Consider the following 19493-nt stretch of genomic DNA (forward strand, 5'->3'; position numbering starts at 1 on the left):
GACTGCTGCGCAGCACAGGGCGAGGGCGGCGAGGAGCACGAGCACGCCCAGGACGAGGAGGCGTTCGGGGGTCACACGCCGCTCCCGCAGTGGGTACAGGCCTGGTCACCGTCGCAGTGCGGGCAGTTCCGCTGGGCGCAGCGGCAGGTGGTCCAGGAGCGGGCGCCTTCGACCCATTCGGCTTCGCACTCGTCGTCGTGGCTCTCGGTCGGTGCGGGGCCCGCGGCGATGGCGACGGACCGGTCGACCGTCTCGGTGTCGGCCTCGGCGTACTGGCAGCCGGGTAGGTGGTAGCCGTTGTCGCAGCCGATGGGCTGGCACGGCTCGTCGGGCTCCGGCGTCGGCACGGTGGTGTCCGGCGAGCAGTGGTCCCAGCCCCAGACCACCACAGCGGCCGCGCAGCCGGGCTGGAAGATGTGCTCGTCGACGAGCTGGCCGGAGGCGCGGGCGATGCGGGCGTGCTGGGTGCAGGCGGCGAGGGCAACGCCAGCAGGGTGCTGAGCGTCGGTGATGAGCAGGTGGATCGTCGCCTCGTCGTTGCAGGTGGCAGGGCCGGGGTTGGGGCCGCTGTAGGCGCAACGGTCGCCTCCGGAGGTGGCCTCGCCGATGCCGGGCTTCGTGCGTGTGGGTTCGGCCTTCGCCTGGCAGATCGCGCAGAGGACGCCGGCGTGGCCGGTGGGCCAGACCCGCTCGCCCGGCCAGACGTCGTCACCGCAGCCGACGCAGGTCCGGGCGTCCGTCGTGCGCGTGGCGGCGACGGAACCGGGGCCGCTCGGACGCCACGCTGGGTTGTATGCCGCGTTGAGGGCTATGGCGGCGAGCTGCTCGACGTGGACGGGATCGTCGGCGAGGTTGGGCCAGGCGTCGATGAGGGCGGCTTCGGCTTTGCGCTGGTCGGCGGTGCTGGGTCGTCTGCTGAGCTGGTCGAGTTCGTCGTGGGCCTGGCGGAGGGCTGTGCGGGCTTCCTCGAGTTCGCCGTAGCGGATGCCGAGTCGGCGGGCGAGGGAGTCGCGTTCGCGGATCGGCTTGGCGGCGACGAGCGGTGCGATTTCGGCAGCGACGGCGGTCATGAGCTGCCGGTTGGGCTCGGGTACGTCAGCCCAGGGGACGGCGGAGGCCTTGCGGGTCTCGTAGCCGAACGAGGGCGCCAGTCGCTCGTAGGCCTCGTGGAACGCACGGGCGATGGCCTCGGCGTCGAAGGTGTCAGGCACTGGTGGGCTCCTTGGGTGTGCGGTAGCCGCGGCTGCGCATGGTGCAGCCGCAGGCGATGAGGGTCTGGCGGATGGTCTCGGTGGAGACGCCGTGGCGGCGGGCGAGGTCGTGGAGGCTGGCGCCTTCGGTGGTGAAGCGGGCGTAGGCGTCGATGATCTGGCGGGGTGTGAGGGTTGCGGTGGGCATCAGCTGGCTCCCGACTGGGCTGGTCGGCAGGCGGGGCAGAGGCGGTCGGGGTGGTCGGTGGGTGCGCAGCAGCCGAGGCAGGCGCGGAGCTCGGCCTGGCGGGGGCGGAACTGGACGACGTTGTCGGCGGCGGGCGGCTCGGCGGTGTTGAGCTCGCGGGTGGCGACGACGCGGCAGAGGGGGCAGGCGGGCTTGCCGTCGTCGCGGAGGCCGCCGGCGAGGCCGTGCTCGGCGCACTTCGACTTCCCGGGGATCTGGGTCTTGGGCGGCTGGGTCGCGCGCGGTGCAGTGACGGCCGTACGAAGATCAGCATCAGGGTGGTCGGTGCTCTTAGGTGGTCGGTCTTGGTCGGTACGCGGGTCCGGCGGACCACCCGACGCGGGTCCGCCGGACCCCCCATAGCCGATCTCGGTGGGTCCGCCGGACCCCCCGAGCTTCGCGACGATCGACCCGTCTGGGTGGTCCACCGGACCCCCCACAGCGGGGTTATCCACAGGGGGCGTGGGTGGTCCGCCGGACCCCCCACGCTTGCCGCGCGCGGCCTCCCGGACCGACCGGGCGGCAAGGAGATGTTGAGCCGGCGACAGCACCTCCACCCGGTCGAGGAGATCCCCGGGGATCGTCAGCCGGTACTCCTCGCCGGAGCCGGCACGGCGGCCACCGACGCGCTGCAGGAGGCCGAGGTCGAGCAGGGTGGTGCGGATCGTCCGGACGGTCTTGATCGAGCACTCGACGTCGACCGCGATCGTGGCGTCGCCGGGGCGCACGCTGCCGCCGTCGGTGTTGGCGTACGAGGCGAAGGCGAAGGCAACGGCCTTGAACAGCGACGGCGAGACAGCGCCCTTGGTGGGCTTGCCGTTCTTACCGATGTGGTCTGAGGCGCCGACGAGGCCGGTCGCGCGAGTGCGGCGGAGGATGCCCTCCCACTCGTAGCGGCCGGCTGGCCGGATCTCACGCTCGCCCATCAGGCGCGCCCCCATGATCGATAGACGTTGATCGACTGGCCGGTACGCGCGTGGCCCGGAGCCATACCCCAGCCCCGGGCCACGCGTCGACCGGGACTACCTCGGGACCGGCGTCCCCCGGAGCACCGTCGCGTCGCAGGCCTCGCCCAGCTCGCCCAGCGCATGGTCGAAGGCGCTGGTGATGACGTCCTGAGGCCGCGCCAACTTGAAGCCGAGCTTCAGCGCCCCACCCTCGATCCGGTGCCGGAACCGCGCCTCGAGCACGTGCGCCTGCTCGGCACCCTCGAAGACCGGCACAGCGACCTGGATGACTGTCGGGATCGCGAGCTCGCCCTTCTGGCCGGCCCGGGCGGTCGACGTCTCGACGAACCCGATCCGGCGCTGGCCGTCGGCGATCCGGTGGCCGGCCTGCCAGTCGACCTTGGTGGTGCCTTCGAGCGTCTGGGCGATCTCCAGCATCTCGGCGGCCGAGGGGGAGTGGATGTCGGCGCGGTTGTCGTCCAGGAACTCGGCGAACTGCTCCTGGGGCATCAGCCGGCCGTCGGCGCCCAGCCAGGCCGTCAACGCCGACGAGTGCACCAGGGTGAGGACCAGGCGGTGCTCACCCCATCCGGCGATGCCGGTTGCATGGGCGTCGAGCACCGCGGTGACGGTGCACCGGCCCCGGTCGGCGTACACCTCCGACACGCCCTTGGTGGAGTGCTTCGCCCAGTAGGCGACGAACGAGCCAACGTCGCGGACGTGGACGGTGCCGGTCTTGCGGGCTGGCACGTCGCGGTACTGGTCGGTGGTGAGGTCGACGACCTGGACCTTGTCGCCGAGGCGGAAGGCGTACAGCTCGCCGCGGGTCAGCTCCTGCCCGATGGCGCCGTCGCGGACGACGTCGGTGAGCTGGTCGATGAAGGATGCGTCGAGGGTCATGCGGTGGCCTTTCCGGGCACGATGGCGAGCGGGAGCTGGGGCTGGGTGGGGTCGTCGCGGCGGAGGTTGCCGGACGCGTCGGCGAAGAACACCGACGTCGGAGAGGCGTCGTCGCCCTCAGGGACCTTGGCGGTGCTCGACGCAGTCACGACGAGGGTGTTCTGGTCGGCCTTCTTCAGCGGCTCGACGCGAACCTTGATCGTGATCTCGCCTTTCTTGCCGGTGTCGCGGACGGCCGCGGTCAGCTCGGCGAGCTGGGCGGACAGGCGGGCGTGGATCTTCCCGCCGCCGATCTCGGTCAGGACAGCCGAGAACGGCCGCACCTGCTGGTCCTGCTGGGTCATGGGTCTCCTCGTTCGGGTGTGGGTTCGTGGTGCACGCAGGCGGGCCAGGAGGCCCGGATGTCGGTGCCGGGGCCGTGGGTGAGGCGCGGCCACCCCCGCGCCGGCCGCACCTCCGGGTCGGGCCAGAGGCACTTCGGGTAGGTGCGTGCCCCGCCGGAGACGAGGCGTCGGAATCGGCAGCCGCCGCACCGCAGCCCAGGTGCGGCCGGGTATGCGTACGGGCCGGCGTCCGGGTGCAGCCGCAGGACCAGGCCGAGGGCGGCGTACAGCGGGTGGAAGCCGCCGGCGGCGGCCTCAGCGTGGCGCTGGCGGCGACGCTCACCGGTGGTCAGCGGCTCCAACGGGGCGGGCGGCTGCACGTAGAACGGGGCGAGGTCGAACAGGTCCATCACGTCTCCCGCTCGCCGAGCCGCCGCGCCTCGTCGGCGAGCTGCTCGCCGCTCACCGGCGGCACCTCGTGCGAGACGTGCTTGCGGATGAGGCCGCAGGTGCAGAACCCGGGCACGTTCGGGTCGCGGACGTACAGGTGGGTCTTCGCCCTGGTCCGGGCCTTGCCGGGCGGAACAGGGCTCATGCCGCGTCCTCCCGGTCCAGGTCTCGCCACCACGCGATCTCCCGCAGCGGCTTGTCGACCGGAGCCATCGCCGCCAGCACGCAGCACAACTGCTCCAGCTCCAGGCGGTCGAGGCGGCGGATCCTGCGGTGAGCGGCGGCGACGTCGTCCCGGATGTCCTGGGCCAGGCCGACCGCCTGGTAAGCCAGGCGGTCCTCCAGAGCGCGGAACGTGCTCACCGCGCACCTGCGCCGGTCAGCTCGAGCCAGCGGCGCAGGGCGGCCGGGTCGCACGGGCACTTCCCCGACCCGCCACACCGCGGGCACGGCGCCGGCGAGGCCGTGGCGTCCCAGTCGGCCTGCTCCTCCGGCATCCCGGTCAGCTCCGCCGACAGCGCCTCACGGCCGGCCTCGCGGAGAGCGACAGCCTCAGGGGTGCCGAGGCTGGACGCGTCGAGCAGCTCGTCGACGGACGGCTGGGCCGGGTTGAACGGCGTCCAGTGGTCCACCCACTTCAGGCCCTCACGGCCCAACACCCGCTGTGCGCGGGTGACCGAGACGTACGCCAACATGGCGTCCTCGCGCGGGATCTGCGGGTGCGGGTTGTCCTCCGTGGCCACCGGCTCGCGGAAGTCGTCGGCGATCTGCACCCGGTCCCACTCGCGGCCCTTGGCCTTGTGCGCCGTCGAGACGACCACAGACGCACGGTCCTCGGGCACCAGGTCCCGCAGCACCTGCACGATCTGCCGGGCGCCGTACGTGTCGATCAGCTTGACGGCGACCTTCAGGTCAGAGCCGGCCGAGTCCTGCTCGACGTAGTCCTGGACCTCCGACCAGCGCTGGAACATGCACAGCTCGGCGTGCTGGGTGGCGCCCATCGTGCGGAGCTCGTCGGCGGCCTCGGCCAGCGCGATGATGTCCCTGCCGCCGCCGACGAGGGCGACCGGTGCGCCGGCCATCCGGTACGACATGACCTGCCGCACGGCCTCGGCGTTGGAGCGGCACAGCACCGCGTCGGGGGCGACCTGGTCGCACACCTCGGAGGCGAGGCGCTCGAACCCGCGGAGCCGGAGCGGCGCGCGGAGGATCGACAGCCACTTGTTGGCCTCGTCGGCGATCGCCGGGCCGAACCGGAACGACTGGCTCAGCATCAGCCGGGTTCCCGGCGCCTTCGACATCGCGTCGACAGCGCCGCGCCAGCCGTAGATGGCCTGCGACCGGTCCCCGACCCAGATCCGCTGCGCCATCTGCCCGGTGACCAGCCCGGCAACGCACGGGTTGGAGTCCTGGGCCTCATCGAGCAGCACGTAGTCGGCGCCGAGCTGCGGCTCCGACAGGGCCCAGATCTTCAGGTACATGTCGTGCGTGAAGCGGAGCCGGCCCGAGAACGGGACGATCTCGGTGTCCCACGCGCGCTGGGCGATCGGCACCAGGTACCGCGCCAGCTCGGCTCGCTGCGGCTCGGTGTCGATGCCGTTGACAAGCGGCACGTGCCGCCGCTCGATCTGCTGCTCGGCGCTGTAGCAGAACCGCTGCAGCGTCTCTCCGACCAGCCTGGCGAGGTGCTGCGGCGCGATGGACGGCCGGTCCTTCTCCAGCTGCACCGGCTCGCGGATGCCCATGATCTGCGCGGCATGCTGGGCCGGGATCCTCGGCCCCTTGATCCGCGAGATGTACTGCCGACCCACCGGGCCGAACGCGAGACCGTGGGCGGTCTTGCACAGCACCGACGTGGGGAAGGAGCGCTGGGCGTCGTCGGCGATCGCCTTGTTGTAGGCGATGTACACGCCGCGCTGCCGGCCCAACCTGCCGGCAACGAGCTTCAGCGTCGAGGTCTTGCCGGTGCCGGCGCCGGCCTCGACGACCAGGTCGTCGCCGGCCGCCGCGGCGTCGACGATGGCGGCCTGCTCCGGGGTCGGGGTGTGGCTCACGCGCCACCGCCCGAGTTGTCGAGGAAGGTACGGGCGAGCCGGGCCGCGGACTCCTTCGCCGACGTGGTGGCCCGGACCGAGATGCCCTTGGGCCGGCCGCCGGGGACGATCCGCAGGCCGGGCACGTCGCGCGGCTCCTGCAGCACGCTCTTGCGGAGCAGCTCGTCGAACGCCGGCCGGACACGGCGGATCGTCTCGATCTCGGTCGGGTAGGCCTCGGCGACGTGGGCGAGGTAGACGGCCTCGTCGTCGACGACGACCGCGTCCTGGGTGAGGGACAGGGGGATGGTGCCGACGCCGGGGACGCGCCAGGTCGAGGCGGCGCCGGTGGCGGCGTACTCGGCCTTGGCCTGCTCGTCGAGCTGGGTGCGGGCGGCGGTGGCGCGGGCTTTGGCCTCCTCGGCCACCGCGGCCCAGAACAGGGCGCGGTGGGCGAGGTCGGCGCGGGTCGGGGCGGTCATGCGTTCGCTCCGACCGGCTCGGCGCCGACGGGCTCGGCGGCGGCCTGCTCGAGCGCGTCCATGACCTGCTTGGCCTCGGCCTTGGTCAGGTCGTTGGTCGAGGTGATCTCACGGGCGACGACGGCCGTGCAGAATTTCAGCTTCTCGTCGCGGTCGGTGATGCGAGCCTGGCCCATCAGCAGGTGCAGCCGCGTCGACTGCGGCCTCGTGATCATGTTCGGGTCGGCGATGGCGTCGAACCGCGCGGCCAGCGCTGTGCGCAACTCGGCCGCCTCGTCGCTGGTCAGGCTGCCCGCGTCGACCAGCGAGCTGACGTAGCGGCCGATCTTCTCCAGCCCCTCCGCGTCGGTTGCCTCCGCGATCGCCTTCCGGGCCCGGCCCATCCGCTGCTCGCTGACGGCCTGCTCGGACTGCTGGCCCTGGCCGTGCGGCTCCTCACGCTCGGCGCGGCGATTGCGGACCTCCTCGGCCGACGCCACACCGCGCCGGGTGTCGGCCGCGAGCGTCGCAACGATCGCCCGACCCCACGCGGACGTCTCGGCGTTCTGCAGCTCGCTGCCCCGCGTGTACGGGGTCTTCCCCGGGTAGGCCTCCTGCGCGATGCCGATGCCGGGGCGCGGGTCATCCGGGGTCCGGTAGGCAACGGCGGCGTAGACCACGAAGGTGTCGCCGCCGATCGTTTCGATGCGGTACGGCTGGTCCGGGTTGAGCGGCTGGAGCGAGCCGTCGGGGTGCTTGGCGCGGAACTCGGCGATGCGGCTGGCGACGTCGACATAGTCGCCGAGCTGGAAGTTGTTGCCCTGCTGGCCGTTCTGGCCGCGGCGGTTGTTCATGGTGTGTGCCTTCCGTTGGCGGCGGTGCGGCCGGCAGGCCCGGGTAGTCCGGGGGCTGCCGGCCTGGCGCCGGATGAGGAGTGAGGTCAGGAGCCTTTGTGGCGGAACGCGTTGGAGCGCAGCTGCGTGCGCGGCCAGCCGCTGGCGGCGAGCTGCTCGAGCACGTCGTCGCGTTCGGGTGCGGCGTGCCGGCCCCGGTGCTCGGCTACCGGCGGAGGAGGTAGCTGGAGCGGCCGGGTCTCGTCGGCGCCGTGCGCGGCGACCGCGGCCCGGTCGACGACGTCGCGGTCGGCACGGCCGGACACCGGCAGGGCGAACGGCCGCGGGGTCTCCGGTTGGCCGGCGGCCAGGTCGGCGGCGAGGCGGGCCAGCTCCGCGGCGAACCGCGAGTCGGTGCGGTGCGGGATGTCGGGGTCGGCGAGCCGGGTGACCTCGGCGTTGTGGCGGCGCCACCAGTCGGTCAGGCGGGCGCCGGAGGCGACGATGCCGGCGACGGCGACGATGACCGTGGAGGCGGTGAGGAAGATGGCCACGATGATCACGACTGCTCCTCGGATGCCGGGATGAGGTAGAGGTCGGCGAGGCGTGCGATGTCGACGGCGGCGAGGTCCGGGTTGGCGGCGACGAGGGCGTCGAACGCGCTGGGGACGGCCGCGCGGCCGAGTGCTCGGCCGGTCGGGCGGGAGGGTGCGGCGTCGACGCGCTGGCCTGGGGTCGGCCGCTGGCGGCGGAGGTACCAGCGGGTGGCGCGGATGGCCTTCCACGCCTGGTGGGCGCAGACGGCGAGGCAGACGGCCAGGAAGACGGCGCCGAGGGTGTAGACGTAGGCCTCGTCGGGGATGCCCGGCTGCATGCCGCCGGTCGGCTCGGCGACGATCACCGTGGGATCCCGTGGGTGGGCTTCGACGGCGGCTCCGGGTTCGGCAGCGGCGCCAGCATGTCCAGCTCTTCGGCCGTCGCGAGACGACGGGCCTGAGCAGCCTCCTCGCCGGCGGCCTGCTCCCACGCCTCGCAGTCCGGGACCGGCATCGGCCCGACGTTCGGGATCGCGGTCGCAGCGGCCAGCGCGAGCGTGGCGTGCGCCTGCGCCTTCGCCACGTAGTAGTGCTGCAGGTCGTCGTCGGCGGGCAGTTCCGCGGCCTGGTCGAGCAGCAGCTCGGCGTACCGGTAGTGCTCCGGCCCCGTCATGCCGCACCGCCGGCGAGGACGGCCCGGTCGTGCTCGTCCTCCGTCGGCAGATCGGCCTCAGCAGCGGCCTTCTGCTCGCGGTACGCCCGCTGCTCCGCGAGCGTCTTGTGCCGGTAGTGGTGGGCGTAGACCTCGAACAGACCGTTCTCGAGCTCGCAGTCGAGGGACGTGGTGAAGGCGTACTCGCTCTCGCGCTCGTCGACCTCGCTCCCGAGCAGCGTCGCCAGCTGGCGCACCGCCTCAGGCGAGGACAGCCCGCCGAACTTCACCTCCAACCGGGGTCCCACCGGCGCACCGCTCTGGATCAGCGCGATCAGCCGCTGCAGCCGGGCGATCGTGGTCTCGCGCGCCTGCTGGTCGCGGATCGCGACCTGGTGCTGCTCGTAGGCGTCGGGGTCGGCCAGCTGGATGTCGCCGTGGTCGAGCCAGGTCACCGTCTTGCCACCGGCGAATACGACGAGCACCTGGTTGCGGCCGACGACGGGCTCGACGTGGCGCACCTCGGCGTACTCGCGCACGGCGTCGAGGGCCTTGTCGTCGTCGACCTCGACGCCGAGGAGGTACTCGTGGACGATGTCGCCGGGCTGCAGGTCCTGGGCGGCGACGGGGCCGATGCGGGCCTTCACCGGGCACCGCCGATCGGGCCGAACGCCTCGTCGAGGAGGGCGTCCAGGTCGGCCGTGGCGCACGGGTCGTGGTCGACCTCGAGGTCGTCGACGGGGGTCGGGTCGAGGCCGTCGGCTCCGGCCGGGATGGGCAGTACGATCAGGTTCGTCACCGTGATCTCCTTCGGTTTGCGGTGCGATGGACGGCCGTCGGCGGGTGCACGCTGGCGGCCGTTTGGTCTGTTAGGTGGCGGCGCGGGCCTTCGCCGAGGCCAGGGCCATGCGCCGGTAGTGCGCCTTCTTCAGCCGCTCGACGGCCTCGTCCAGCTCGTCCGGCGCGAGCTGGCGCCCGGCCTCCTCGATCGCCTGCTGCTCGAGCTTTCGGCGGCGGCCGTCCCGCATCGCCTGGGTCGCCTGCCGCCGGCCGTCCGCGCCATGGACGCGGGACCAGCGGGTCAGGGAGCCGACGGCGGCGGCGAGGCTGCGCTGCGCGGGTGATGCCATGTCACGCAGCCTTGCGCAACGTCTCGGGCCGGACGCGGAGCACGCCGGCGAGGCTGGTGAGGACGGGGCGGCTGACGCGCGTCCGGAAGCCCGTCTCGAGCTGGCTGACGTACTGGGCGGTGATGCCGCAGAGTCCGCCCAGCTCAGCCTGGGTCAGGCTCCGCTTGTCGCGGGCGGCGCGCAGGGCCGCGGCGTCGATCTCGACCGGTGCGCTCGGCGCCACGGTGGCGGGGTTCGTCATGACGCCGACTGTAGCTGAGTTGCGCAAGCTTGAGCAACATTGCCTACATGAGTTGCGCAAGGTGATGAGTGAATGACCCGAAAGTGCTAACTCAGCTAGACTTAGCTAGATCTAGCTGGGAGCATCACGACCGTGGATGACGCAGGTTGGCCCAACCTGGCCCAGGCCGTCCGGAAGCGGCGGCTTGAGATGGGCCTCAGCGTGCCCGCCATCCTCGAACGAATCCCTGGCGCCATGGCCCGGAACACCTGGGAAGCCATGGAAAAGGGCACCCGGAAGATCTCCGATACGAAGTGGGCCCAGGTTGAGCAGGCTCTCGACTGGGCGGCCGGCAGCATCCAGCGGGTGATCGACGGCCAGGGCCCGATCGCGACCGTGACCTATCACCGCGATCCATCCAGGCCCTCGGTGACCGCACCGTTCGGGTCGGAGCTCGACGAGGCGCTCGCCTTCAACACGCCGCCGGGGACGCAGGCGTCACCGGCCGTCGCGGACGCGATCGCTCGAGCGCTCGACGCCAGGGTGGCGACGTCGCCGGGCGCGCAACTCGTGGCCGAGGTCGCGCGGATCAAGCTGCTGCCGATCTCCGCCGACGAGAAGATCCAGCTGACCAAGGCCGTCATCGACCTATTCGAGGAGCGCATCCGCGAAGTGGCCGACGCGGCCTCGCGGGGCAGCCCCTCCGGCGGCGAGTAGACCCGCTAAGCTCCACCTGTCACGCAGTACAGAGCTACTGGTTTTGTGCTCACGCAGGGCACGGTGAGAAGTCGGGACCGAACAACGTACAGACCGCGAGAGCTGATAACTCTGAGGTCGCTGGTTCGATTCCAGCTAGCCCCACCAGTTGAATCCATGAGGAGACAACCCATGCTGAAGAAGCTTCTCATCGTCGCCGGCGTGCTCGGTGTAGCCGCTGTCGTGGTCCGCAAGGTGCGCACGGCCAACGAAGAGCGCGCCCTCTGGCACGAGGCCACCACCGCCCCCGACCTGCGCTAGCCCACGCCACACGCCGAACTGCTGGCGCCGCCCAGCAGCCCGAGCGATCATTGACGGGTAACAGTGCCGGCCACGGTCCGGGGTCGGCACCGCTACCACTGGGGGCGTAGCTCAACTGGCAGAGCACTGCCTTTGCAAGGCAGGGGTTAGGGGTTCAAGTCCCCTCGTCTCCACTTTCTAGCCTCCTGATCAGGGTGTTTGTGACGCCAAGATCGTCGGGCACACTTTGGGCACACTCTGGCTTTGATCTTCATGCTGTGCCGCCGGCTGTCTTCGGTGCAGATGCGGCCCGCAGGAGGTTGCCGATCAGGCCTCGCTGACGATCGCGACGCGGCCACCAGTGCACGTAGATCTCCAACGTGATCCCCAGCGACTTGTGACGTAGGAGACGCTGAACGTCCTTCGGGTCGGCGTGGTTCGTAATGTGCGTGGTCGCGCAGAAGTTGCCTGAGCGAGTGGAACGTGCCGTGTGTCGGCCAGCCCGCAGCGTCTCGCCAGCCGGCCCACTCGCGGGACCAGGTTCGGTCGGTGAACGGGTTGCCTCGCGTCGTGCTGATCATGAGTTGCGCTGTCCGGTGGACCGGCTCACCGGATGTGAGGTCGGGAAGCTCGATCTCCAGCGGCGGGAACAGGCTCACATGGTCGGCCAGCACTTCGGCGACGACCGAATCGAGGTCGATCGTCCCGGACGAGCCGGCCTTCGGCTCGCCCAGGTAGAACCCGCCGTGCTCCTTGGGTGAGTAGCGCAGTTGCTGAACGATGTTCAGCTCCTCGTTGGCGCGGTCGATGCACCGGTCGGTGTCTTCCATCCCCAGCGCCTCACCGAGCCGGCACGCTTGGCCAGCTCCCAGCCAGGCCACCGCCTTGTATCGGCGCGGGATGTTGTCGATGAGCTTGAGCACCTGATCCTCGGTCGGGACCCACTTCGGCGCCCGGGACAAGCCGCGCAGGATCTTCGACATCTTGATGTTGTCGCAGGGGTTGTCCGGGATCACCTTGTCCGCCACCGCACCGGTCAGCACGGCGTCGAAGAGTTCGAAATACAGCTTCAACGAGGTCTTCGGGGTGCCCTCGGCCAGCCGAATCGTCAGCCATTCCAGAACATCCGTGAGCGTGATCGCGCGGAGAGCGCTGTCGCCGAACTGCGGATACAGGTTGCAGCGAAGGTTGGACTCCACGCGCTTTCGGGTCTCCACCGCCCAGCCGACCTCACGACACAGGCGCCACCGCTCGCCGTACTCCCGGAACGTCCGCAGCCGCTCCGACTGGTCAACCTTGCTCTCGTCCGTCGGGCCGGTCCGGACGGTCAGATCCCAGTCGTCGGCGTCGCGCTTGAGATCGAACAGCTTCTCGCGCCGTTCGCCGGCGGCATCCTGGTACCGCACGCGATAGCGCTTGCCGCGCCCGTGTCGTTGGGACGGGATCCGCTTGTTGCCCGGGCCTCGCTTCGACAGATACCAGAGATCGTCGACGCCCATGTCAGGCCGCCCTCTCGCTGAACCACGCGCGAACGTCGGCGGGGTCGTAACGCAGATGCCGGCCGACCCGAGATGCCCGCGGCCCGGTCCGGCGGTGCCGCCACTGGTACAAGGTGTTGACCGGGACACCGAGGAACGCCGACACGTCTTCGACCGTCCACAGAGGTTCGATCCGGTGCACGTTCACTGCTCGCCCTCCCCGTTGGCGCCAGTTGCCGAGAGATTTCGCTGTGCCGCCCTGTCTTTGGCGGCGAGGAGTTCGGCGCGCCATTGCGCCCGTTCGGAGATGGATCGCAAGAGCCGATGGCCGATCGGCGGGACGTCGGGATCGTTTGGCCGGGCGAGTTCCCAGGCATGCCGCGACGCCGGCGCTGGCGTGTCCTCGTCGACCTGGCCGTCGCCGGCGTGGTCGAGGTCGGTGGTGACGCCAAGGAGAGCGCGGACCCAGGCACGGGCGTCGTGCTTGTGGTCGGCGAAGGTCTTGCCGGACCAGTCGCGGGAGATGAGGATGCGCCGGCCGCCGATGCCCAGCGTGGCCCGCTGGTGAACCTTTCCCTTGCACCGTCCCGGCTTCAGCTTGGCGTGAGCCTTCTTCGGCTGGATGCCGTAGAGCAGCCAGTTGCCGCACCGGTCCGTGCATGGCGTTGTGCGGAGTTCGTGCCAGAGCCGGTCGAGATGCCCCCGCTGCCGATCGGTGGTCGGGGTATGGACGTCGCCGGCCTGCTTGGTGATGTACTTCGTGACGTAGCGGATCGTCTTCTCCGCCTCGCCCGTTCCCGGCATCACGCCGCGAGCGTCGACCTGCGAGCCGAACCGGACGACATGGGCCGGTTGGGCGTCCTCGGTCTGATCGATCGCGTCCAACGCATCAGCCCACGTCTGCAACGGCTCACCGGTGGCCGGGTCGACCCAGGCGCCGGCGGACTCGTCCCAGACTGGCGGATCGTCGGCGGTGTACCGCTGCTCGCGGGCATCCGGCCACCACACTTGGTGGTAGGTGGCCGCCGCCACCGTCCGCAGGGTGTCGCGAGGGATGGTGCCTCGGATCGCGAAATGGGCGTGCGGCGCCAGCCGGCGTTGCGGCTCGACGCAGCCGGCGTACTGGACGTTCCAGCCCTCGCACCGGCGGAGGTTCTGCCAGAACCGGTCCAGGAGCCGGGGGAAGTGCACCGCGTCCCAGGCCGCGCGCCGGTAGTCGTACCGGTCCGGGTGAACCGGGGTGCCGTCCGATAGAACCGGCCCGTAGCTGTCGAGGGTGAGGGTGAGCCACATCGACGGCTGGTAGGTCGACCCGTCCGGCGCCGTGTAGACCCGGCCGAGGGTGCGCCGCTCCACCTTCTTGCGCGGTAAGTCTGGAGCATCCTGCCGCCGGCGGGTCGACCGAGTACGACGCTTGCCCTCGTCGGCCTGGCCGTCGCCATCCGGGTCCGTGTGCGGAGGTGCCACCCGACCGCGAAGCCCTTCCGCCGCAAGGGTTTCTTCCACCTCCGTGATCGCTGCATCGATGGCTTCGACCTCGGACCAGTCCGCGCGGCTGGTGGCGTCGGCACGGGCGAACTCGAAGTGCGCGCGCAGGACGACGAGTGCCTTCTGTTCCTCGGTCGCCGGGTCCGGGCCGGGCAACGGCTCGTCAGATCGGTGCCAGCCCTCCCGCAGTTGCGCCCGCCGCAGCCGCAGGTTGCGCTTGGCGCACGGCGGGCACTTGTCCTCCCGGGTCGCTCCGCAGGGCAGGTCGATGATCTGGGTCTGCCCGGTATCCAGATCGGTGCGGCGCATCGACACCGGGCGGATGCACACGCCGTACTCACCGGCGATCTCGCGCAGCACCTCAACCGAGCGCGGCAACGCCATCCGGGCCGCCCGGGAACCGGGACGCGGAGTTTCAACCGTCGTGGTCATCGCCGCTCCGCTGTCCGTAGAGAAAGTCCAGGATGGCGAGTTGCAGGTTGACCAGATCCCGGCCGTGTTCGGGGGCCGGGTAGCCGTGGTCGATGAGGACCTGCCGGACGTCGAACAGCAGGCCGTACGTGAACTTCGGATCGTCGTCGGGACGGGGCAGCGGGTAGATGCGGTCGGTCATGGCGTGCCTCCGATTCCGTCGAGGTTGAACAGGGTCTGTTGCACCGGGCGAGGTGTCTTCGCTGTGGGCTGCTCGACCTCGGTCACGCGGAGTCGGCCACCGCGAGCGGCCCACTTCTCGACCGCCGACCGGTGCCGCTCGCACGCGACGGCCGAGCGGATCGCGTACCGGCCCCGTCGTCCGCCCTCGATGAGGACGACGGCCAGCGCGGTGCAGCGGGAGCAGAACACCGGACGCACCCACGTCATCGGCTGACCGCCCGTCGCTCAGGGCCAGCCAGCGCACGCGTCGTCCCGGTAGCTCCGTTCGCCGCCAGCACGGCACGGATCATCAGGTCGACGCCAGCGGGCAGGGCTCTCGCCGCAGCGCTGGCCGTGGCCGGGTCGAGCCGAACTGTGGTTCGCAGCTCCAGCCGTGCGGCGCCGTCGATGCGCTGAACCGCAGTGGTAGCAACGCTTCCGTAGCCGGTCGTCCAGATCATCGGTTCCGAGCGGTGCTCACCGGACGGGTAGCCGAGCCGGGCCGTGCACCGGTGGTCGCGTGCGCACCAAGCCGGGCAGGTCAACGGCCGTCGCTGCCACCGCCAGCCAGTGACGCGGCGATCGTTGAGTGCGCGAGCCAGGTTGAGCGCCGTGGTCCACAGTGGACTATTCATCGGATCACCCCTGCGGTCAGCACCGCGCCGTTGGTACGGGCGGGAACGGTCACATTCGGCACCACGGCGACGGCCTCGTCTGTCGACGACTCGGTGACGGTGGCCTGCCCCACCGAAGCCGGTTGCGTCGTCAGGACGAGCTTGGTCAGCGCGACGAACGCCAGCGCCGGAACCGCGGACAGCAGCCAGCCGGAAAGACTCAGCTTGGCGACCGCGAGTTGCGCGGCCAGGGACAGGGAGACGCCGGCGACGAGCACGCCGAGCGGGTAGCCGATGGGCTGGCCGAGTCGGCGTCGACGGCGGATGACGAGCGCGCAGGCGGTCGGCACGAGTTCGGAGATGACGGCGTTCGCCCAGCCGAACCATTCACCGGTGCCGGCCGGCGAGTTGTCCATGGTCCAGGTCTTGACGTGGGTGAACGAGGCGGCGCCGGCGAACCCGGCCACGACGAGCAGGATGACCACGAGGACCAGGCCCTCGATTCGCTCCGCGAGTCCGGTCACCGTTCCCACCCGAACCCGTCGGCATCCTCGGCCACGATGCGATTGCGGATCTCGGTTGCCAGTTCGATGACCGGGTCGGTGTAGGCGTCGTACCGGCGCCGGCTTGGTCCGTAGAAGAGGCGACCGGTGCGCGTGTTGTCCCGCGTCGGTCGACGTCGATCGGGCTTCATGTCGAGCGCTCCAGTCGGTCAGCGAGGCTTGGCGGGGACGGTGGTGCGGATCCACTCCGGGGGTTGGCCGAGCGACGCGACGGCCTCGGACAGGCAGCGCCACAGCGCCCACGCCTCATCCGGCGTCAGGTACATGCGTCGGCGGCCGGCACCGACCGCGAGGTAGAGGTCTGCGCCCGGCGTGACCCGGACCGTGACGGCCGACGAGTTGCCGTCGACGCGAGGCGTGCGGAGTCGGTAGAACTGACGTCCGTCCGGTTGCTGATCGGCAGTCATCGTTCGTTCTCCGTGGCATCGGCCAGCGCTGCCAGCAGTGAGGCCGGAATCAGCGTCTTGTCACCGCTTCCGCGACGGCCGTTGTCGGAACGGACCGGCGGCGCGACGGCGTCGGCCGGAGCCCCACTCCGATCCGCCGACAACGAGTCCCGCCGACGAGCCGGGAATGCCGCAGCGACGGCGCGAATGTCGTCATCCGTGGGGAAGCCGGCGCGGACCCGATACGGTTCCGGGTTGCCGTCCTCCAGCTCGTACGCGGTTCCCTTGGCATGCAACGGAATCTGGTCCGCACGAGCGCCGCGAGCGTGTGCACCCTCGCCGAGGACCATGTCGACCTCGGACGGCGTGTCCAGACCGAGCGCCACGCGGTGAGTGAACAGGCCGCGCATCGGGACGGTGTCCTTGCGCGGATCCTGGACGTAGCCACGAACCAGGAACCCGACCGCGGCGCCCTTGGTCAGAACTCGACCGATCGCGCGCTCCGCCCGTGCGGCGACCATCGGACCGGCGTAGAGAGTCAGGGTCGCCAACTCGTCGATGACCAACAACTTCAGCGGCGTGGCCTCCGAGACGGCGAACTTGCGGACGACGCCGCGGAGCTGGTCAGCGCGAGCGTCCATCTCGTCGGCGAACGCCTCGATGGCGTCGACCATCGTCTCCGGGTCGGAGTAGACGAACCGGGTGAACAGGTCCCGGCCGATGGCCAGCTCCATACCGCCCTTGGGATCGATGCCGACCAGCTCGACGAAGCCGGCCGCGACAGCGGGGGCGAGAGCGATGATTTCGCCCCACAGAAGCGATCCCTTGCCCGAACGGGAGCGCCCGGCGACAAGGCGATGGACGTCGAGGACGGGCACCCGCCAAGGCAGACCGTCATCACGGAGGCCGAGCTGCACGCCGTGGTCGACGAAGGCCAACCGATCGGGCGGCAACGGCGTGACGGGAACGACCTTTGCCAGCAGGTCCCGCCGGCGAATCTCGATCCAGACCCGACCGGGGCTTTCCACGCGTACGCGGCATTCTTCGGATCGGGCCGCGTTCGCGATCTGGTCCGCCGCGTCGACGAAGGTTTCCGGTGTCGCACCGATCGGAACTTCGACCAGCAGCCGATCGAGCGCCGGCGTGCAGCGCACACGGGCGAGCTTGGGAACCAGGTGACGCCCGTTCTCGTCCCGTGTGGTCAGATGGCAGCGACGCATCCACAGCGGCCACGCCGGGGCGTAGACCGTCCACCGTCGCAACCATCCCAAGGCGCGCGGCCAACCGTGCGCCCGGAACGACGAGCGGTGGATCAGCGCCCAGCCCGCCAACACGACGACCGGGACGAGTGCGAGCGCGACGAGGCCCCACCAGCCGGGGTAGCCGACGCGAGCGGAAGCGCGCCACGCCAGCCAGCCGGCGGCAGCCGTGGAGGTCGTACGAGGATGACGCAGCGGCCAGGACACCGCCAGCGCGATCATCATTGGAGTGCTGAACCGTTCCCGCGCCGTGCTTGCGGCGCGCGCCCCGACCGCTGTCGAGGCAGCATGAAGCGACGACATAGTCTGAATTCCCTTGCCCGTCTGCGATGGGCGAGCGCGGGGCGGTCCTGGCTTCCTACGGCTACACAGACCGCCCCGCACCCACTCGATGGCTTGGTGCAGGTGTTGACGCTCCGGTCACGGAGCAGGTGATTGCGCTACGGCTGGAGTCGGCGCCACGCGACGAAGACGATGATGAACGCCTCGCGCAGCTCGTTCCGCGCCTTGCCGAGCGGGACCGACAGCTCCTCGGCGCCGATCTCCTCGACCTGCCGGTGGAGCCGATCGATCGTGTCGTGCGACTCTCCGAGGATCCGGAGCCAGCGCCGCACGATCGCTGCTGCCTCGTTCTGAGCCCGTCCCTTGAATGCGGCCCGTACCGTCACTGCCGTTGCTGAGGCCACGGATCTGAACCCCCGTCCGAGTTGCGATGGATCGAACCGGCCGGGTGGTCTGGCTTCCTACGGCTACACGACCACCCGAGCCGCCTTGCTCACGCGTTGCCGCGCGACGGCCGACCTTCCGGCTTCGGGGCGACGATGCCGGTCGCCCGGATCGAGTACTGCATCCGGCCCTTGTCGTTGACCCACGGCGTGACCGTGACGCCCTCGAACTCGACCTGCTGAAACGCGCCGACCGGCGGGACCGGCTGAACCGGCGCGGATAGCTTGACCACGACCTCGCGTGAGCGGCCCTCCAGGTCGGGATCCAGATCCATGACCCGGACCGACCAGACCCGCTGCCCCGTCACCTTGTCGATGTCCTGGTCATCGGCGCGACCGCGCTTCTCGAAGTCGGTCACCTTGCTGATGATCGTGTCCGGCCCCATCACACAGCCGGACGGAAAGACGTCTGCGAACCCGACGCTGAACCGGGTTCCACCCTTGAGCGCCACCACTCCTCCTGTAGCTGTCGCCGTTTCCCACTGCTGCGGGATCGATCGATGTCAGTAAGACTAGCCACGCTAACTTGGCTAGTCAACCAATATGGCTAGTCAAGTTATGAGAGAAGATCACGGATGACGTTTCAGCAGGCAGAGGCGCTAGGACGCCGGGAAATTCTCGTCCAGACCTAGCCGGGCAGGCAGGAGGAATTCAGCTCCGACCAGCGCCCGACCCGTTCGGACGCGGAGCAGCATCACGATGACGAGCAGGCACTCCTTGGACCCCGTCGCCAGCAATCGAGCCTCGTTCGCGGACGGCCGACGCGCGGTGACGTGCTGACTAACCCGGTCGATCGGGAGATGTCGCAGTCGTCGCATCAGGCTCTCGTCAATCAGCCGCTTGTCACCCAGCCCGGTGCCGACCGCGACCTCGGTCGGCGCAAACAGCGTCCCCAACTCGACAGGGTCGCCGGTAGCGGACCGGACAAGGCGCCGCCGGACAACGATCGGCGTTCCGGTCGGAACACCGAGGGGTGCGGCAACGGACCGAGGAGCCGCGACGGTACCGGCCGCCAGGATCTCCGTCGGGCGAGCTGTTTCGGACTTGTTGAAGAGCGCCAGGCCGTGACAGGTCGAGTGGCGCCGATCGACGGTCGGCACACCCAGCACGAACCGCCCCAGTCCTTGCCGGCTTTTGATCCAACCGTGCTGACGGAGGTAGTTCAGCGCGCGGACCAGCGTGGGTCGGGCCACGCCGAACTCTCGGGTGAGTGCGGCTTCGCTGGGGAGCATCGCTTCCGGTTCGTAGGTGCCGTTCTCGATCCGCGACTGGATGGCGTTGATGATGCCGACGTACTTCGGCGGTAGGGCGTCGAGTCGCGTGGCTTGTTCCATGCCTGCCCCCCTTGAAGCGCCGAGGCGGACGAGCATGGCCGCGTCCGCCCCGGGCAATCTGCGAGGTGAGCAGCGCATCGATGACCGCTCACCAA

General features: G+C 70.4%; 31 protein-coding genes, 1 tRNA gene and 1 pseudogene. 3 read left to right on the forward strand and 30 right to left on the reverse strand.

Translation table 11 applies throughout. The features are described from left to right. Positions 1-71 precede the first annotated feature (71 nt). The 18 genes from Voc01_RS05965 to Voc01_RS06050 all read right to left on the reverse strand — a co-directional run bounded on the left by Voc01_RS05965 (position 72) and on the right by Voc01_RS06050 (position 9943). Positions 72-1211 carry a hypothetical protein gene (locus Voc01_RS05965; RefSeq protein WP_203926246.1) on the reverse strand — a complete coding sequence of 380 codons (1140 nt, stop codon included), beginning with the start codon at positions 1209-1211 and terminating at the stop codon, positions 72-74. Then, positions 1204-1398: a hypothetical protein gene (locus Voc01_RS05970; protein ID WP_203926247.1), complete on the reverse strand. Its 195-nt coding sequence runs from the start codon at positions 1396-1398 to the stop codon at positions 1204-1206. Before Voc01_RS05970 ends, Voc01_RS05965 begins: the two co-directional genes overlap by 8 nt. After that, positions 1398-2378 carry a hypothetical protein gene (locus tag Voc01_RS53980; protein ID WP_203926248.1) on the reverse strand — a complete coding sequence of 327 codons (981 nt, stop codon included), beginning with the start codon at positions 2376-2378 and terminating at the stop codon, positions 1398-1400. The genes Voc01_RS05970 and Voc01_RS53980 overlap by 1 nt, the downstream gene beginning before the upstream one ends. Before the next feature lie 81 nt (positions 2379-2459). Next, the gene (locus tag Voc01_RS05980) at positions 2460-3284 is read right to left on the reverse strand and encodes a DUF2303 family protein (RefSeq protein WP_203926249.1); all 825 of its coding nucleotides are present in this window, start codon (positions 3282-3284) and stop codon (positions 2460-2462) included. Then, positions 3281-3628: a YfdP family phage-associated protein gene (locus tag Voc01_RS05985; RefSeq protein ID WP_203926250.1), complete on the reverse strand. Its 348-nt coding sequence runs from the start codon at positions 3626-3628 to the stop codon at positions 3281-3283. The genes Voc01_RS05980 and Voc01_RS05985 overlap by 4 nt, the downstream gene beginning before the upstream one ends. Further along, positions 3625-4017: a hypothetical protein gene (locus Voc01_RS05990; protein WP_203926251.1), complete on the reverse strand. Its 393-nt coding sequence runs from the start codon at positions 4015-4017 to the stop codon at positions 3625-3627. Before Voc01_RS05990 ends, Voc01_RS05985 begins: the two co-directional genes overlap by 4 nt. Then, a complete protein-coding gene (locus Voc01_RS05995; protein WP_203926252.1) occupies positions 4017-4202 on the reverse strand; it encodes a hypothetical protein in 186 nt (61 codons plus the stop codon). Before Voc01_RS05995 ends, Voc01_RS05990 begins: the two co-directional genes overlap by 1 nt. Beyond that, on the reverse strand, positions 4199-4420 hold the full coding sequence (locus Voc01_RS06000; protein ID WP_203926253.1) for a hypothetical protein: 222 nt from the start codon (positions 4418-4420) through the stop codon (positions 4199-4201). The genes Voc01_RS05995 and Voc01_RS06000 overlap by 4 nt, the downstream gene beginning before the upstream one ends. Next, positions 4417-6111, reverse strand: coding sequence for a UvrD-helicase domain-containing protein (locus tag Voc01_RS06005; RefSeq protein ID WP_203926254.1), 1695 nt, complete (start codon positions 6109-6111; stop codon positions 4417-4419). The genes Voc01_RS06000 and Voc01_RS06005 overlap by 4 nt, the downstream gene beginning before the upstream one ends. Next, complete coding sequence (locus Voc01_RS06010; protein ID WP_203926255.1) at positions 6108-6572, reverse strand: hypothetical protein; 465 nt, start codon at positions 6570-6572, stop codon at positions 6108-6110. Before Voc01_RS06010 ends, Voc01_RS06005 begins: the two co-directional genes overlap by 4 nt. Continuing rightward, complete coding sequence (locus Voc01_RS06015) at positions 6569-7405, reverse strand: hypothetical protein (RefSeq protein WP_203926256.1); 837 nt, start codon at positions 7403-7405, stop codon at positions 6569-6571. The genes Voc01_RS06010 and Voc01_RS06015 overlap by 4 nt, the downstream gene beginning before the upstream one ends. An 86-nt stretch (positions 7406-7491) precedes the next feature. After that, on the reverse strand, positions 7492-7947 hold the full coding sequence (locus tag Voc01_RS06020; protein WP_203926257.1) for a hypothetical protein: 456 nt from the start codon (positions 7945-7947) through the stop codon (positions 7492-7494). Beyond that, positions 7944-8285, reverse strand: a complete 342-nt coding sequence (locus Voc01_RS06025; protein WP_203926258.1) for a hypothetical protein — start codon at positions 8283-8285, stop codon at positions 7944-7946. The genes Voc01_RS06020 and Voc01_RS06025 overlap by 4 nt, the downstream gene beginning before the upstream one ends. Beyond that, the gene (locus Voc01_RS06030; RefSeq protein ID WP_203926259.1) at positions 8282-8593 is read right to left on the reverse strand and encodes a hypothetical protein; all 312 of its coding nucleotides are present in this window, start codon (positions 8591-8593) and stop codon (positions 8282-8284) included. The genes Voc01_RS06025 and Voc01_RS06030 overlap by 4 nt, the downstream gene beginning before the upstream one ends. Beyond that, entirely contained in the window at positions 8590-9219 is a 630-nt protein-coding gene (locus tag Voc01_RS06035; protein ID WP_203926260.1) for a hypothetical protein, read from the reverse strand. Before Voc01_RS06035 ends, Voc01_RS06030 begins: the two co-directional genes overlap by 4 nt. Then, positions 9216-9371 (reverse strand): hypothetical protein, encoded by a 156-nt coding sequence (locus Voc01_RS06040; protein WP_203926261.1) that lies wholly within the window; start codon positions 9369-9371, stop codon positions 9216-9218. Before Voc01_RS06040 ends, Voc01_RS06035 begins: the two co-directional genes overlap by 4 nt. Positions 9372-9441: 70 nt before the next feature. After that, entirely contained in the window at positions 9442-9702 is a 261-nt protein-coding gene (locus Voc01_RS06045; RefSeq protein ID WP_203926262.1) for a hypothetical protein, read from the reverse strand. A 1-nt stretch (position 9703) separates the two neighbouring features. Continuing rightward, positions 9704-9943: a helix-turn-helix domain-containing protein gene (locus tag Voc01_RS06050; RefSeq protein ID WP_203926263.1), complete on the reverse strand. Its 240-nt coding sequence runs from the start codon at positions 9941-9943 to the stop codon at positions 9704-9706. A 132-nt stretch (positions 9944-10075) separates the two neighbouring features. On the opposite strand from Voc01_RS06050, the gene Voc01_RS06055 reads away from it, so the two are divergent. From Voc01_RS06055 to Voc01_RS06060, 3 genes are all read left to right on the forward strand, one after another. Further along, entirely contained in the window at positions 10076-10639 is a 564-nt protein-coding gene (locus Voc01_RS06055; RefSeq protein ID WP_203926264.1) for a hypothetical protein, read from the forward strand. A gap of 171 nt (positions 10640-10810) precedes the next feature. Next, complete coding sequence (locus Voc01_RS52865; protein WP_239159983.1) at positions 10811-10939, forward strand: DLW-39 family protein; 129 nt, start codon at positions 10811-10813, stop codon at positions 10937-10939. A 100-nt stretch (positions 10940-11039) separates the two neighbouring features. Further along, positions 11040-11112 (forward strand) — tRNA-Ala (locus tag Voc01_RS06060). Here Voc01_RS06060 and Voc01_RS06065 read toward each other — a convergent pair. From Voc01_RS06065 to Voc01_RS06120, 12 genes and pseudogenes are all read right to left on the reverse strand, one after another. Continuing rightward, a complete protein-coding gene (locus tag Voc01_RS06065; RefSeq protein ID WP_239159984.1) occupies positions 11086-12417 on the reverse strand; it encodes a site-specific integrase in 1332 nt (443 codons plus the stop codon). The genes Voc01_RS06060 and Voc01_RS06065 overlap by 27 nt on opposite strands. 1 nt (position 12418) lies before the next feature. Continuing rightward, positions 12419-12604 carry a helix-turn-helix domain-containing protein gene (locus Voc01_RS06070; RefSeq protein ID WP_239159985.1) on the reverse strand — a complete coding sequence of 62 codons (186 nt, stop codon included), beginning with the start codon at positions 12602-12604 and terminating at the stop codon, positions 12419-12421. Continuing rightward, positions 12601-14316 (reverse strand): replication initiator, encoded by a 1716-nt coding sequence (locus tag Voc01_RS06075; RefSeq protein ID WP_203926266.1) that lies wholly within the window; start codon positions 14314-14316, stop codon positions 12601-12603. The genes Voc01_RS06070 and Voc01_RS06075 overlap by 4 nt, the downstream gene beginning before the upstream one ends. After that, positions 14300-14497 carry a hypothetical protein gene (locus tag Voc01_RS06080; protein ID WP_203926267.1) on the reverse strand — a complete coding sequence of 66 codons (198 nt, stop codon included), beginning with the start codon at positions 14495-14497 and terminating at the stop codon, positions 14300-14302. Before Voc01_RS06080 ends, Voc01_RS06075 begins: the two co-directional genes overlap by 17 nt. Beyond that, positions 14494-14745: a hypothetical protein gene (locus Voc01_RS06085; protein ID WP_203926268.1), complete on the reverse strand. Its 252-nt coding sequence runs from the start codon at positions 14743-14745 to the stop codon at positions 14494-14496. Before Voc01_RS06085 ends, Voc01_RS06080 begins: the two co-directional genes overlap by 4 nt. Before the next feature lie 538 nt (positions 14746-15283). After that, positions 15284-15655: pseudogene (locus Voc01_RS06090) on the reverse strand (hypothetical protein); the annotation flags it as partial. Then, positions 15652-15825, reverse strand: coding sequence for a hypothetical protein (locus Voc01_RS06095; protein WP_203926269.1), 174 nt, complete (start codon positions 15823-15825; stop codon positions 15652-15654). The gene Voc01_RS06095 and the pseudogene Voc01_RS06090, both read right to left, overlap by 4 nt. Before the next feature lie 18 nt (positions 15826-15843). Continuing rightward, positions 15844-16101 carry a spread protein gene (locus Voc01_RS06100; protein ID WP_203926270.1) on the reverse strand — a complete coding sequence of 86 codons (258 nt, stop codon included), beginning with the start codon at positions 16099-16101 and terminating at the stop codon, positions 15844-15846. Next, positions 16098-17564 (reverse strand): FtsK/SpoIIIE domain-containing protein, encoded by a 1467-nt coding sequence (locus Voc01_RS06105; RefSeq protein ID WP_203926271.1) that lies wholly within the window; start codon positions 17562-17564, stop codon positions 16098-16100. The genes Voc01_RS06100 and Voc01_RS06105 overlap by 4 nt, the downstream gene beginning before the upstream one ends. A 215-nt stretch (positions 17565-17779) precedes the next feature. Beyond that, the gene (locus Voc01_RS06110) at positions 17780-17953 is read right to left on the reverse strand and encodes a hypothetical protein (protein ID WP_203926272.1); all 174 of its coding nucleotides are present in this window, start codon (positions 17951-17953) and stop codon (positions 17780-17782) included. 161 nt (positions 17954-18114) lie between these two features. Further along, positions 18115-18516 carry a transcriptional regulator gene (locus tag Voc01_RS06115; RefSeq protein ID WP_203926273.1) on the reverse strand — a complete coding sequence of 134 codons (402 nt, stop codon included), beginning with the start codon at positions 18514-18516 and terminating at the stop codon, positions 18115-18117. A gap of 147 nt (positions 18517-18663) precedes the next feature. Beyond that, entirely contained in the window at positions 18664-19398 is a 735-nt protein-coding gene (locus Voc01_RS06120) for a GntR family transcriptional regulator (RefSeq protein ID WP_203926274.1), read from the reverse strand. Between the last annotated feature and the right edge of the window lie 95 nt (positions 19399-19493).

The organism is Virgisporangium ochraceum (genome assembly GCF_016863655.1).
In the GTDB taxonomy this organism is placed as follows: domain Bacteria; phylum Actinomycetota; class Actinomycetes; order Mycobacteriales; family Micromonosporaceae; genus Virgisporangium; species Virgisporangium ochraceum.

Bases quoted from the DNA above. Each gene is read 5' to 3' on its own strand.
- Voc01_RS05970 (WP_203926247.1), bottom strand. From the start codon at position 1,398: ATGCCCACCGCAACCCTCACACCCCGCCAGATCATCGACGCCTACGCC.
- Voc01_RS53980 (WP_203926248.1), bottom strand. From the start codon at position 2,378: ATGGGGGCGCGCCTGATGGGCGAGCGTGAGATCCGGCCAGCCGGCCGC.
- Voc01_RS05980 (WP_203926249.1), bottom strand. From the start codon at position 3,284: ATGACCCTCGACGCATCCTTCATCGACCAGCTCACCGACGTCGTCCGC.
- Voc01_RS05985 (WP_203926250.1), bottom strand. From the start codon at position 3,628: ATGACCCAGCAGGACCAGCAGGTGCGGCCGTTCTCGGCTGTCCTGACC.
- Voc01_RS05990 (WP_203926251.1), bottom strand. From the start codon at position 4,017: ATGGACCTGTTCGACCTCGCCCCGTTCTACGTGCAGCCGCCCGCCCCG.
- Voc01_RS05995 (WP_203926252.1), bottom strand. From the start codon at position 4,202: ATGAGCCCTGTTCCGCCCGGCAAGGCCCGGACCAGGGCGAAGACCCAC.
- Voc01_RS06010 (WP_203926255.1), bottom strand. From the start codon at position 6,572: ATGACCGCCCCGACCCGCGCCGACCTCGCCCACCGCGCCCTGTTCTGG.
- Voc01_RS06015 (WP_203926256.1), bottom strand. From the start codon at position 7,405: ATGAACAACCGCCGCGGCCAGAACGGCCAGCAGGGCAACAACTTCCAG.
- Voc01_RS06030 (WP_203926259.1), bottom strand. From the start codon at position 8,593: ATGACGGGGCCGGAGCACTACCGGTACGCCGAGCTGCTGCTCGACCAG.
- Voc01_RS06045 (WP_203926262.1), bottom strand. From the start codon at position 9,702: ATGGCATCACCCGCGCAGCGCAGCCTCGCCGCCGCCGTCGGCTCCCTG.
- Voc01_RS06050 (WP_203926263.1), bottom strand. From the start codon at position 9,943: ATGACGAACCCCGCCACCGTGGCGCCGAGCGCACCGGTCGAGATCGAC.
- Voc01_RS52865 (WP_239159983.1), top strand. From the start codon at position 10,811: ATGCTGAAGAAGCTTCTCATCGTCGCCGGCGTGCTCGGTGTAGCCGCT.
- Voc01_RS06065 (WP_239159984.1), bottom strand. From the start codon at position 12,417: ATGGGCGTCGACGATCTCTGGTATCTGTCGAAGCGAGGCCCGGGCAAC.
- Voc01_RS06075 (WP_203926266.1), bottom strand. From the start codon at position 14,316: ATGACCACGACGGTTGAAACTCCGCGTCCCGGTTCCCGGGCGGCCCGG.
- Voc01_RS06080 (WP_203926267.1), bottom strand. From the start codon at position 14,497: ATGACCGACCGCATCTACCCGCTGCCCCGTCCCGACGACGATCCGAAG.
- Voc01_RS06085 (WP_203926268.1), bottom strand. From the start codon at position 14,745: ATGACGTGGGTGCGTCCGGTGTTCTGCTCCCGCTGCACCGCGCTGGCC.
- Voc01_RS06095 (WP_203926269.1), bottom strand. From the start codon at position 15,825: ATGAAGCCCGATCGACGTCGACCGACGCGGGACAACACGCGCACCGGT.
- Voc01_RS06100 (WP_203926270.1), bottom strand. From the start codon at position 16,101: ATGACTGCCGATCAGCAACCGGACGGACGTCAGTTCTACCGACTCCGC.
- Voc01_RS06105 (WP_203926271.1), bottom strand. From the start codon at position 17,564: ATGATGATCGCGCTGGCGGTGTCCTGGCCGCTGCGTCATCCTCGTACG.
- Voc01_RS06120 (WP_203926274.1), bottom strand. From the start codon at position 19,398: ATGGAACAAGCCACGCGACTCGACGCCCTACCGCCGAAGTACGTCGGC.